Origin of the sequence: Paraburkholderia sp. 31.1, assembly GCF_014397645.1 — a bacterium.
Classification (GTDB): domain Bacteria; phylum Pseudomonadota; class Gammaproteobacteria; order Burkholderiales; family Burkholderiaceae; genus Paraburkholderia; species Paraburkholderia tuberum.
Genome location: NZ_VZQN01000081.1, coordinates 1 through 12294, shown reverse-complemented (window position 1 = coordinate 12294; position 12294 = coordinate 1). Strand labels below are relative to the sequence as shown.

Here is a 12294-nt window from a genome sequence, read left to right as displayed (position 1 = left end):
CATCGAACCACGAATGCGCAAACGAAGACCGAAGTCCTACCCATGGCTGAAAGAGCCTCGTCACATCGCACGTGAGCGCGTCCAAAAATATGGGCACGCTCCACGGGCTTAAGTAAGTGCCATTCGCTCTAGCAGGCCGTTGGCAGGAGCCAGGGGTTGGGTGCAGCACGCTCTTCCGACGCCTCACAGACCAGCGTGTCGCTTGCCACGCTATGCACGACAACCTCGTCCAGACGGTATCCGTGCGTATAGACGGTGCTCAGGCGCACGCCGTTCTCCGAGTGCAAAGACAGCTTTCGCCGCAACCGATAGATATGGGTGTCGATCGTGCGGGACATACTATCGAGTTCGCGTCCCCATGCAAGCTTCGCCAACAGGTCCCTGGAAACCACGCGCCCGATATTGGCGAAGAGAAACGCGGCGACGTCGAATTCCTTCGCCGTCAACTCTATTGTCTTGCCGTGAAGAGAGACGTTGCGGCGCTCCACATCGAAGACGTAGGGCCCCACGGCTATCAGGTTATCGACCTTTTCCTTGCGGTAGGTGCGACGCAATAAGGCGCTGATTCTGGCAACCAGTTCGATCGCGCGGAACGGTTTCACAACGTATTCGTCGGCGCCCGCATCGAGCGCACGCGCAACGTCGACCTCCAGCACTCTGCTCGTCAGGAACAGCACGGCGACATCCCGACCGATATTGCCGCGTATCCAGTGCAGGACTTCTAGTCCGGTCATTCCGGGTAATTTCCAGTCGAGCACCACGAGATCGACTTGATTGATCTTAAGGAAGCGCACGGCATTTTCGCCAGAATCCGCCCGGCTTATTCTGTGCCCCGATTGCTGCAATGCTTTTTCAACAGCCGAAGCTTGCGCAAGATCGTCTTCCACCAACAGGATCTTCATGTGTCACCTCTTTCCTTCGAGCCGACGGACCTGCGAATCGAGCATCCGGCGGAACGAACCGGAGTGCGCCATCTGGACCACCCCATCGGGATGGCCGAGTCGAGTAGGCGCGCGCCCCTCACGGGACAGACATCCGGCGATTTGTTCAGGGTTGCGCCCCCAACAAACGCCGTCGTTCCGCATAAATTTTGTGAACTTCTGAAGTTCAGGATAACCGCTGTGCATCGGCAACATAGCCCCCCATATGGGGGGCGGGAGATCTGTTCCGCGGGTTGCAGGCCTTCCGTCTCCCCGACCATGTGAAGATCGCAACCGAAGCCAACGCAATGCTTTCGAAACGAGATCGAAATATCGGGCAGCGATGCACATCGGTCAGCGAAGCGGGCGAGTCATCAGTTCGTCGAGTAGCGCGGCGTAGGTTGCGACCAACTGCGCGTTGTTCGGCAAATACCGTTCGATTAATGCCCGTTGCCGCTCCCGATACGACGACGCCTGCGCATCGTGTGTGTCGATGGCCTCGATGACGCGTCGCGCGCCCTCGGTGGCGTCGTTATCGCGATAGTAGTAGCCAAGATCGTCACAGAGCGACGCGTTGTGTATCAGCGGGTAGCCTTGCCAGCACACTTCCAGGTAGAAGTAATTAAGCGGATTTTCCATCTGATGCGAGACGACGATGTCCGTATTGCCGGCGAGGAATGCTGGTGTGTCGTAACGCCCGAGAAACACGGCCTTGTGTTCCTTTACGATATCCAGCTGATTGAGCAACGTGATGAATTCGAGGCTTTCCGTCGCGATCGCCTCCGCATTGGTCACCTGCAGAATAGCGATGCTCTCGGGCCGCTCGCGATAAGCAAGCTCGGCGATCAACGCGGGATACAGGCAGAACTTCACGACGTTGATGTTCGGCTCCATCACGCTCAGACGCTTCGCGCCAGAGCGCGGCTGGTATTCTCCGGCATGTTCGATGGCGGCGACGCGTTCATCGAGAAACATGGGACTCCATACGAACGGCACGACGCGTGCGGTCTGACGCCGCAAGACCTCGAAGTAGGACTGGCTGATATGCGCAACCTGTGGAATGAGCCAGATGTCGTCGTAACGCTGATTGACGAACAGGTTTTCACCCCACAGCCGCCTGCGAAAAAGCACCGACTCCATCGCGTGAATGTATTCGAACCCGCAGCAATAGGAGACGAGGCGCGCGCCGCGCTGCTTCAGGTAATCGGTCTGCGCGCCGTCGATCTGCCCTCCGAGTTCGATCAGCACATCCACCGAGTCTTTCGCGGCTTCGAAGCCGACCGTCGGATAGCGGGCGAGATCCCACGGCAACGCCGGCGTAACCGGCACCGCCGTCGTATTGACCAGCACCACACCGGCCACCTGCGGGCAATGCCGCAACGCCTCGGCGAGGAATACTGCGTTCTGTTTGATGCCGTTGTTCCACAACGCCTCGCCCGTGTGATGCAGGCCGATCGTGATGCCGATGCGCAGTGCGCTCATTTCGCGCCGGCGCGCACGGCGCTCTCCGCGCCCTGGGCTTGGGCTTGGGTCAGACGCGGCGTATATCCGGTCAAGTGCCATTGCCCGTCGGCTCCCAACTGGAAGCTCAACAGTTCGAAAGCCGTGTGGCCATTGGCAAGTGTCGATGTGGAGTCCACGTTCGCATAAAGACCATCGGGCATTCCGGAGACGCCAATGGACTGGATGCGCGTAACCGACGACCAGCCACGCCGTGTCACCGCTCCAAGCGTGTGACGAGCGTCGCTCATTGTCTTGACGAACTGGTCCTGCGGAATTTTCCCCTTGATGAATGGCGCCGCATCCTGCCAGACCTCGGCGTACCTGTTCGAGTCGAACTGCTGAAAGATACGCTCGGCATCGTTCAGCAGTTCGTCGGCCGAGTTACCTTGTGCGGCTGCGGCCAGCGTGGCCGACATGGTCAGTGCGCAGACGGCCGCCAGCTTGAAGATCATGGTGACGTGTTTCAAATGATGCTCCCCGTGTATGAATATGTACTCGTATAAAGAAATAGTGATGTGGATAGTCCTCGCAAGCAAGGACGTGTTCCGGCCCGCTCACTCTCGTTCATAAAGCGCGGCCAACGCATCGCTGTATATCCGCACGTTGTCATCGTGCTCGGGATCGAGCCCGCGCAGAAATGCGTTCGCCGTGCGCCGGTAGGCGTCAACATGCGTGTCGTGCCCGGCGAACGCCCGCTGCAATGCCCGGCCACCCTCCTCGCAATCGAAGCCGTGATAGCGATATCCGCAATCACCAATCAGGTGCGAGTTATGAATCAGCGGATAGCCACCGTACAGCGCCTCGTAGTAGACATAGTTCTGCGCGTTTTCCCAGTGATGACTCACGACGACATCAACATGCTCCGAGACCACGCGACAAAATGGAAAGCGCCCTTCGAACGAACTCAGGCCATGCTTCACGATATCGAGGCTGCGGACGAAACCGTTGAAGCTCACGTGCTCTTTCATATGGAACGTGTTGTACGCCCACACTTTTTCGATCATGTCCGGATTCGCACGATGCGCCGCTTCGCAGGTCAGCAACGGAATGAAGCTCGTCTTCACCATGCAGATGTTGGGCTCGAACAGACCGGCCCGCCAACGGCGACGTCCCGGCTGGTAGCCGAAGTTGAGCCCCTCCGGTAGACGCGCCGCTTCGCGCTCCAGCATGACGGGACTCCACAGATGCGGCATCACGCGCACTGGACAGCGGAACGTACTGGCGTAATACGGCACACAAGTGTTCTCGTACTCAGGCAGCGTCCAGACCTCGTGATACGGCGCGGCCGTGAATAACAATCCATGCGACTTGTCGAAGATCATGCGCTCGATATCGATCACATAATCATTGCCCACTCGCATCGACACGATCTTGCCGCCGCGCTCGCGAAATGCCACGACCCACTCGCGCGCAAGTTGCGCGCTCATTTCGATCATCACGTCGAGCGTCGCGGCCGCTTCGTCCATATCGATCAGCGGCACCGGCGAATCAGCCAGAAAATTTCGCGCGTCCTCGGGACTGCCGTCGCCTCCTCCCGCCACGAGATACGTGGCTTCGACTAGCGGCGAGCGCATCAGCAGCATCACCAGAAAAATGCAGTTCTGGTAGATGCCGTTTTCCCAGACCGACTGCTCGCCCTTGCGCACGAAGATCGACACGCCCACGCGTAAGTTTCGGGGGACCGAATGGGGATTGGGTTGGACACTCATCGGCGGCTCGCGGAATTGGCAAATTTCGTGCTACGGCACAGATGCAGGAGCCGGGCCGCATAGGCGTCGAGATTGTGCTGGTTGAACGGATCGACTTCGGCGAACACGCGTTGCGAGCGGGCGCGGTAGTCGTCGATACCGCTTGCATGTGCAACGGCCGCGCGCTGCAATTGCGCGGCGCCATCGCGCGCGTCGAAGCCGTGGTAGTAGTAACCTGCCTCGCGCAGCCACGGCGAGTTGTGAATCAGCGGATAGTCGCCATAAAGCGCATCGAGATAGCTGTAGTTCTGTTCGTTCTGCCATTGATGCGACACGATCGCATCGGCATGCTGCACCATGAAGCCGACAATGTCGTGCCGGCCATGAAACGTGGCTTTGTGCTGACGCACGAGGTCCAGCGAGTTGGCCAGATAAAGCATCGTAGGATGGTCTTTCATGTGCAACGTATTGAGCACATGCATCGCTTCCACCGCGCCGGCATCCGCACGGTACGCCTCGTCGCACACCAGCATCGAAATGGTCGAGGCCTTCACGACCGAAATGTTCGGCTCGAAAATCGCCACGCGCAGGCCGCGTCGTGCGCTGGCGGCGAGAACATCGCCCGCGTTGCCGGTAGCATCGCGCGCGTCGAAACCGTAGCGAAGGCCGAGTTCCTCGACCTCCCTCACCCGTTGCCGAATGAACTGCGGATGCCAGATGAACGGCACCTCATGCAAGTCGCAGCGGTTCAGCAGGCGCATCATCGGCGCGTACGCTGCGTCTTTCGGCAAATACCAGATTTCGTCGCAACGCTCGGGCCGCGGCGAGTATGAGGGCTTTGAGAAGATCGCCGGCTCGACGAGATTGACATACGGCTGACCGCAGCAGTGAAACACCACTTTCTTGCCACGAGCACGTATTAGATCGAGCCATTCGATATCGAGTGCGCCTCCCATTTCGATGACCACGTCCACTTCGTCGGTGGCCTCGCGCACCCTCGTCAGCCTGAGATTGCGTGCGGCCAGATCGATTTGCGGCGGCATCGCATTCTGGTCGCCGACATCGATCAGCAGCACCGATTCCACAAAGGGCAAGCGCTGAAACAGTTCGGCAAGAAAGAAGACATTCTGGCCAAGGCCGTTCTCCCAGATGCTCTGCCCACTACGACTAATAACGGAAATTCCGATTCGCACGATTCAGTTCTCTACGCAATGTCATAAACCTTCGCTCGTCGCCAGGGTTTGCAGCTTGATTCGCCATTGTCCATACTGCTCCAACGCCACCGCGACCCGCCCTATGACCTCGGCCCAATCCCCGGGCGTCGCTTGCCGGTAGATACGCATTACGTGCGGATACCAAGGGGAATCGGTCCTGCCGTGCATCCAGCGCCAGTCCGTCCACGGCTTCTGCAGCAGGAGCCAGCACGGCTTGCCGAGCGCCCCCGCGAGGTGTCCGACCGCGGTGTCGACGGAAATCACGAGATCCAGTTGGCTGACGAGGGCCGCCGTATCGGCGAGATCCGTCAGGTCTGGCGCGGCGCACACCATCGGCAATTGCTTCGCCAGAGCCGCAGGTTCGTCTTCGCCTTGCCCTTTCTGCAGACTCACGAACGTTACGTCCGGCACCGACCAAAGCGGCGCGAGCGACAGCAGACCAGGCAAAGACCGGTCTGCGTCGTGACTATGTGAAGTCGAGCCCTTCCAGACGAGTCCAACCTTGATCCCGTGTGCGGGCAAGCAGGTACGCCAACGCCGTACCCGATCGGGCAGCGCGCGCAGATACGGCAGACGTGCGGGAATGTTTGCGGTCGTGGTGCCGACATGCAAAGGCAGGCTCATACTCAACGACCAGAAATCGTGCGGTCCGACTTCCTGCATATTGCAGACCGCTTCATCCACGCCTTCGAGCGTCTTCAGGAGTTCCTGCAACGGCTCGGGGCAAAACAAAGTAAGACGGCGCAGGCCTCGCGCCTTCAGGAGCGGCACGTATCGGGCAAACTGGATGGAGTCGCCGAGACCTTGCTCGTGACAGATCACGAGTGAGCGGCCGGCCAGCGGTTCGCCCCGCCACTGCGGATAGCCCGGATCGGGGAGTAAAACGGGAGTCGTCCGATGCATATCGTAGCGAGCCTCCGCATGCTGCCAGCCCTCCGCGTAGCGCCCCTGAGCCAGCAGCAGGAGCGCCAGATTCCAGCGGGCATCCGCGAAATCAGGGCACTGCTGCAGCACGCTCCGGTATGTCGCCTCGGCGTCCGCGTAACGATGCTGCTCCCGCAGCGCCGTACCAAGATCGTTCTGCGCGTCGGCGTACGCCGGATCGATTTCGAGCGCGCTTCTGAAGGCCAGTTCGGCCTCGCCGAAACGGCCTGCTCGCAGAAGCAGTAAGCCGAGGTTGTAATGCGCGCGCAAGTAGCTGGGATCGTTGCCGATCGCGCGACGGTATGCGGTCTCGGCCTCGTTGACGCGCCCCATGCCTTGAAGGAGGACGCCGAGGTTGTTCAGCGCGTCGTTCGACGCAGGGGCGAACATCAATGCCTGACGAAGCGCGTGCTCCGCCTCGTCCCTGCGCCCCGTCGCCATGAACAGCAGACCGAGGTTGAAGTGGGCCGGTGCATGGTCGTGCTTCAGTTGGATCGCGCGGCGGCATGCTGCCTCTGCATCCGCGTGCAGTCCCTGCTGGCGTAGCACATCACCCAGGTTGCCGAAGTAAACGGCAGTCGGCGTGATGCCAACTGCCTGCTGCATCAACGCCGCAGCCTCGGGCAACGCGCCTCGTCCGGCGTGAATCAAACCCAGCAAATGCAGCGCATCGGCGTGCCGGGGATCGTACTTGAGTACGCGGCGATAACCTGCTTCGGCTTCCTGAAGATACCCGCATCGATGTGCCTCGAACGCCGGCAGAAAGATCGCTTCGCACGGCACCATCATGCGCTCGCCTTTTGAGTCAACTGGTGCGTTGCCGTCACGACTAGCGCCGCGAGATCACGCGCGACATGCGTCAGCACCGGTTCCCATTGACCATAGACCTGTTGCCGGTACAGCCGGATCGACGGATACCACGGGCTATCGTTACGTTCGATCATCCAGGTCCAGTGCGGTCTGACGTCGAGCAAGACCCACGCGCGCACGCCTAAAGCGCCGGCCAGATGTGCGACCGACGTACACACGGTGATCACCAGATCCAGGCTGTGCAGCAAGGCCGCCGTGTCATCGAACGACCGGAGTTCGCCAGTTGGGTCGGACACACTCATCCCGGCCTCGCGCATCGCTTTCGTCTCACTGCCGGCGCCGATCTGCAGGCTGACAAAATCGACACCCTGCACGGCGCCGAGCGCGCTCGCAAGGACGCGCGGGTCGACTGAGCGCACCGGATTGCGCTGATGCGTGCGACCGCCGCTCCAGACCAGCCCAACCTTGAGTCGGCCCGTGTCCGACTCGTGCCGCGAACGCCAGGCACCGACCTTCGCGTGATCCGTCTTGAGATAGGACGTCGCGGCGAAAAGCTGGTCCGGCGTCACACCAAGCGCAAACGGCAGGCTCCCGAGCGGCAAGTGGTAATCGATCGCAGTCTCGGGAAGCGGCTGCTCGCTCGGGATGACCGCCTCCACCTCATCGCCAAGGCTGCGCTGCATGAGCGTCAGGAGGCTCGCATAGCAAATGAAGATGAGCTTGCCCCCCGCCTGTCTGACATTCCGGGCAACGAGCGGCAGGAACCGTGCGAATTGCAGAACATCGCCGTTGCCCTGTTCACTCCACACGGCAACGCTCTTGCCGGACAGAGATTGCCCTGTCCATCGCGGCATCGGTAAATTAGGCCAGCTGCCGTTCAATTCAGGGGAGCCGTCCCATCGCGCTTCATGGTTCAACCAGCCCGCCGCATAGTCGCCACGCAGCAATTGCAACATCGCGAGCGACCAGACGTAAGACATATTGGCCGGCTCAAGCTCTACCGCGCGTTGCGCAAAATGCAGCGCCATGTCCCATTGCTGCAATTCACTGAATACATTCGCGCAGCACTGCAGCGCAACGGGATAGTTAGGTGCGAGCGAACAGGCACGCTCTGCTGCCACCTGGGCTGCTGTCGGATCGCCCCGTTTCAGTAGCATCGTCGCGAGATTGGTCCAGGCCAACGCATTGCCGGGATCATCACGGAGAACATCCCTGAGCAGCGATTGCACCTCGTGGTAATTTTCCGTCGCAATGTACGCGGCCGCCATATTGTTGCGCAGCATTGGCAACGCGTGATCGAGCCGCATCGCACGCGCATAAGCGTCGAGCGCCAGATCATGCCGCTTGCCGAGCTGGTACGCGAGGCCAAGCGAGAACCAGCCTGAAGCGCTCCCAGGCATGCGTTCGCAATACGTTGCCGCGACGCGTTGTGCCACATCGAACCGGCATAGACCGCACAGGAGATCGATCCAGTCCAGTACCCATTGCTCGCCTTCCGTACCTTTGCGGTACGCTCGCTCGAACCACCGATCGGCCACTTCGCGCTCGCCAAGATCCCGCGCGACATACGCAAGCTCTGTCACCACGCGGGTGTCGTCCAAAGCGCCCTGCAATGTACGATCCAGCAATGCACGGGCTTCCGCGTGGCGTCCTCGCAGACGCAAAAGCCGCCCAGCCGCCGCCACTATGCCCGGATCGCCGGGGCGCGAAGCACCGTGAGCCTCCAGCAAACGCCAGGCGCCAACGAGATCCCCCTCGGCCATCAATTCATCAATACGTTCGGAGTACGACGCCATCACGCTGCTCATTGTGCACAATCCCTCCAAAACGGCCCGACTCCGGCGCTCCAGGCCCACGGGCGCAGAACGGTCCAACGTGATGCAAGCTCGCCTGCGCTCATCCAAAGCCTCGGCGCTGGAGTCTGCACATTGTGCTCCTGTTCACGTGCCTCATGCTCCTCCTCATGCGAGGAGGAGACGTGATTGACTGCGTTGCGCGGTCTCCTCGACATCCCCCTACCTCAACTGCGCGATGATAGAAACCGCGGCGACAAGACCCAAAACGAGACCAGTCGCCCGACCCTGCCACGCCCCCGCGCGCGGCCGGGTTTCGGCGAAGAGCGTGTGTCGGGAGCGCGCACATACGCGCCATAGCCAGGGCAAGACAAACAGGATGACAGAAGCCAGCAGTAGAACCAGACATAGCTGCACAACCTCCGGCGTCAGGCCGCCTATGCCGTTCGCGAACCAGTTGAAATAGCCGACGACAGACATCGTCAAGCACGTCACCAGCCCTCCCGCCAGCAGATTGGCTATGAAACGATCGGTGTAATCCGTCACACTCATACGCGCTCCTTCACTCGCGCCATCCGCCTTACCATTGATAGCCAATGCCAGCTCCAACCACACTGCCCGATCCGCTGGTACTCGCGCCGCCCTTGATCTTCAGATTGTCGGTAAGGCGTGCCGAGAAGCCGATCGCGACCGCCGAGTAGCCCTTGTAGTTGCCCGAGCCGATCCCGACCGCCAAGGTTTTGCCCGGGTCGACGTCGGGAATCATCGTCAGAGCGGTTGCGCCCGCGATACCGGAGTACGCCTGCCGCGCCAGCGCGTTCACGCCCTGCTGAACGGAGTTCAACTGCGACATGTTGACCGCATCGGTCGGATTCACACCCGGCGCCACGTTCGTGAGGGTCCGCTCGCTGCCCGGCGAGCCGAACGACACCGAATTCGCCTCGTTGGCGATCGAGCCGGAGCCCACCGCCACGGAGTTCGGCGCGGCGGCCACCGCGTTCGAGCCAATCGCCGACGAATTGGAGCCCGTCGCCTGTGCACCCGAACCCACGGCAACGCTATGGGCCGAGCTCGCGGTCGAATTGCCGCCGACCGCCACCGATTCCGTCCCCGTAGCACTCGCCGCACTACCGGTCGAATTCACAGAGACATACTGCGAGGACATGCTGGCGACTGTCGACTGCGAGGTCTGCGGAAGCTGGGCGCCGAGTGAACCGGTGCCGAGCGAGCTGATTTGCGTTTCGAGCGCAAACAACTGGCTGCCGTTGATCGCATCGGTGCTGGTGGCGGAGATCGTGCCCGCGGCTACATTGGTGAGCGCGACCGCCGAGCTCGCACCGACGCCGCCGAGCGTCACGCTGTTATGCGTGGCGCTGTCGTACAACACGGCGTCGTTTGCGACTGAGGCCACCGCCTGCAACTGGCTCACGTTCACTGCATCGGTCGGCGCCGTACCGGCGGCGACGCCGGTCAGCTGACGCGCGCCCGCGGTGCCGGTGAAGTCGACGCTGGTGCCGCCCGTGTTGGCTCCCACCGTGATGACCCCGTTGCCCGGCGCGCCGCCTACCTGCTGCACGAGACCGATCGTGCCTGTGGCGATGCCCGTGGACAGCGCGCTGACGCCGCTGGTTGCCGTACTAACGCTGGTGGACAACAGTGCCACTGTGCTGTTGGTCGTGCTGAGGCCCGTCGACAGGGACGCCACGCCGCTCTGAACCGTGCTGAGGCCCGTCGAGGTCGACGTCGACAGCGAGGTGAGGCTGCTGTTGGTCGTGTTCAGGCCCGTCGACAAGGACGCAACGCCGCTCTGAACCGTGCTGAGGCCCGTCGAGGCCGACGTCGACAGCGAAGTGACCGTGCTGTTGGTCGTGCTCAGACCTGTCGACAACGATGTCACGCCGCTCTGGACCATGCTGATGCCCGTCGAGGCCGACGTCGACAGCGACAGGAGACCGGTCGAAGTCGAAGCGGACAGCGACGCGACCGTGCTGTTGGTCGCGCTCAGGCCCGTGGACAGCGAAGTCACACCGCTCTGTGCCGTGCTGATCCCCGTCGAGGCCGATGTGGACAGCGAAGAGATACCCGTCGATGCGGAGGTCGACAGCGAACTCAGGCCCGTGGACAGTGAATTCACGCCGCTCTGCGCCGTGCTGATGCCCGTCGAGGCCGACGTCGACAGCGACGAAATACCCGTCGATGCGGAGGTCGACAGCGAGCTCATGCCCGTGGACAGTGAATTCACGCCGCTCTGTGCCGTGCTGATCCCCGTCGAGGCCGACGTCGACAGCGAACTCATACCCGTGGACAGCGACGAGATACCCGTCGATGCGGAGGTCGACAGCGAGCTCACGCCCGTGGACAGCGAATTCACGCCGCTCTGCGCCGTGCTGATGCCCGTCGAGGCCGACGTCGACAGCGACGACATACCCGTCGACGTGGAGGTCGACAGCGAACCCAGGCCGGTGGACAGCGAATCCACACCGCTCTGCACCGTGCTGATCCCCGTCGAGGCTGACGTCGACAGCGACAAGATACCCGTCGACGTGGAAGTCGACAGCGAGCTCATGCCCGTGGACAGCGACGACATACCCGTCGAGGTCGACGTCGACAACGACGAGATACCCGTCGACGTGGAGGTCGACAGCGAGCTCATACCCGTGGACAGCGACGAGATACCCGTCGATGCGGAGGTCGACAGCGAGCTCACGCCCGTGGACAGCGAATTCACGCCGCTCTGTGCCGTGCTGATGCCCGTCGAGGCCGACGTCGACAGCGACGAGATACCCGTCGACGTGGAGGTCGACAGCGAACCCAGGCCTGTGGACAGCGAATCCACACCGCTCTGCACCGTGCTGATCCCCGTCGAGGCTGACGTCGACAGCGAGCTCACGCCCGTGGACAGCGACGACATACCCGTCGAGGTCGACGTCGACAACGACGAGATACCCGTTGACGTGGAGGTCGACAGCGAGCTCATACCCGTGGACAGCGACGAGATACCCGTCGATGCGGAGGTCGACAGCGAGCTCACGCCCGTGGACAGCGAATTCACGCCGCTCTGTGCCGTGCTGATCCCCGTCGAGGCCGATGTCGACAGCGACGAAATACCCGTCGACGCGGAGGTCGACAGCGAGCTCAGGCCCGTGGACAGCGAAGAAATGCCTGTCGAGGTGGACGTCGACAGCGAACTCATACCCGTGGACAGTGAAGAGATACCCGTCGATGCGGAGGTCGACAGCGAGCTCACGCCCGTGGACAGCGAAGAGATGCCTGTCGAGGTCGACGTCGACAGCGAACTCATACCGGTGGACAGTGAAGAGATGCCTGTCGAGGTCGACGTCGACAACGACGAGATACCCGTCGACGTGGAGGTCGACAGCGAACCCAGGCCTGTGGACAGCGAATCCACACCGCTCTGCACCGTGCTGATCCCCGTCGAGGC

The 12294-nt window shown here is 61.6% G+C and carries 10 protein-coding genes; 1 reads left to right on the top strand and 9 read right to left on the bottom strand.

Annotated features, from left to right (window positions below; genetic code table 11):
• Positions 1-128: 128 nt before the first annotated feature.
• The 9 genes from F6X37_RS34040 to F6X37_RS34000 all read right to left on the bottom strand — a co-directional run bounded on the left by F6X37_RS34040 (position 129) and on the right by F6X37_RS34000 (position 10644).
• Positions 129-902 (bottom strand): response regulator transcription factor, encoded by a 774-nt coding sequence (locus tag F6X37_RS34040; RefSeq protein ID WP_187614386.1) that lies wholly within the window; start codon positions 900-902, stop codon positions 129-131.
• A gap of 372 nt (positions 903-1274) precedes the next feature.
• Positions 1275-2402, bottom strand: coding sequence for a DUF2827 domain-containing protein (locus F6X37_RS34035; protein ID WP_187614384.1), 1128 nt, complete (start codon positions 2400-2402; stop codon positions 1275-1277).
• A complete protein-coding gene (locus F6X37_RS34030) occupies positions 2399-2890 on the bottom strand; it encodes a DUF4019 domain-containing protein (RefSeq protein ID WP_244145020.1) in 492 nt (163 codons plus the stop codon). The genes F6X37_RS34035 and F6X37_RS34030 overlap by 4 nt, the downstream gene beginning before the upstream one ends.
• A gap of 87 nt (positions 2891-2977) precedes the next feature.
• Positions 2978-4132, bottom strand: a complete 1155-nt coding sequence (locus F6X37_RS34025) for a DUF2827 domain-containing protein (RefSeq protein WP_187614382.1) — start codon at positions 4130-4132, stop codon at positions 2978-2980.
• Positions 4129-5304, bottom strand: coding sequence for a DUF2827 domain-containing protein (locus F6X37_RS34020; RefSeq protein ID WP_187614381.1), 1176 nt, complete (start codon positions 5302-5304; stop codon positions 4129-4131). The genes F6X37_RS34025 and F6X37_RS34020 overlap by 4 nt, the downstream gene beginning before the upstream one ends.
• A 21-nt stretch (positions 5305-5325) precedes the next feature.
• A complete protein-coding gene (locus tag F6X37_RS34015; protein WP_187614379.1) occupies positions 5326-7038 on the bottom strand; it encodes a tetratricopeptide repeat protein in 1713 nt (570 codons plus the stop codon).
• The gene (locus F6X37_RS34010) at positions 7035-8867 is read right to left on the bottom strand and encodes a tetratricopeptide repeat protein (RefSeq protein WP_262420127.1); all 1833 of its coding nucleotides are present in this window, start codon (positions 8865-8867) and stop codon (positions 7035-7037) included. Before F6X37_RS34010 ends, F6X37_RS34015 begins: the two co-directional genes overlap by 4 nt.
• A 207-nt stretch (positions 8868-9074) precedes the next feature.
• Entirely contained in the window at positions 9075-9404 is a 330-nt protein-coding gene (locus tag F6X37_RS34005; RefSeq protein ID WP_187614377.1) for a hypothetical protein, read from the bottom strand.
• Between the two features lie 28 nt (positions 9405-9432).
• On the bottom strand, positions 9433-10644 hold the full coding sequence (locus F6X37_RS34000; protein WP_187614375.1) for a YadA family autotransporter adhesin: 1212 nt from the start codon (positions 10642-10644) through the stop codon (positions 9433-9435).
• A 22-nt stretch (positions 10645-10666) separates the two neighbouring features.
• Between F6X37_RS34000 and F6X37_RS33995 the strand changes: the two genes are divergently transcribed.
• On the top strand, positions 10667-12294 hold a 1628-nt coding region (locus F6X37_RS33995), incomplete at its 3' end, for a hypothetical protein (protein ID WP_222945023.1).

Bases quoted from the DNA above. Each gene is read 5' to 3' on its own strand.
- F6X37_RS34040 (WP_187614386.1), bottom strand. From the start codon at position 902: ATGAAGATCCTGTTGGTGGAAGACGATCTTGCGCAAGCTTCGGCTGTT.
- F6X37_RS34035 (WP_187614384.1), bottom strand. From the start codon at position 2,402: ATGAGCGCACTGCGCATCGGCATCACGATCGGCCTGCATCACACGGGC.
- F6X37_RS34025 (WP_187614382.1), bottom strand. From the start codon at position 4,132: ATGAGTGTCCAACCCAATCCCCATTCGGTCCCCCGAAACTTACGCGTG.
- F6X37_RS34015 (WP_187614379.1), bottom strand. From the start codon at position 7,038: ATGATGGTGCCGTGCGAAGCGATCTTTCTGCCGGCGTTCGAGGCACAT.
- F6X37_RS34010 (WP_262420127.1), bottom strand. From the start codon at position 8,867: ATGAGCAGCGTGATGGCGTCGTACTCCGAACGTATTGATGAATTGATG.
- F6X37_RS34005 (WP_187614377.1), bottom strand. From the start codon at position 9,404: ATGAGTGTGACGGATTACACCGATCGTTTCATAGCCAATCTGCTGGCG.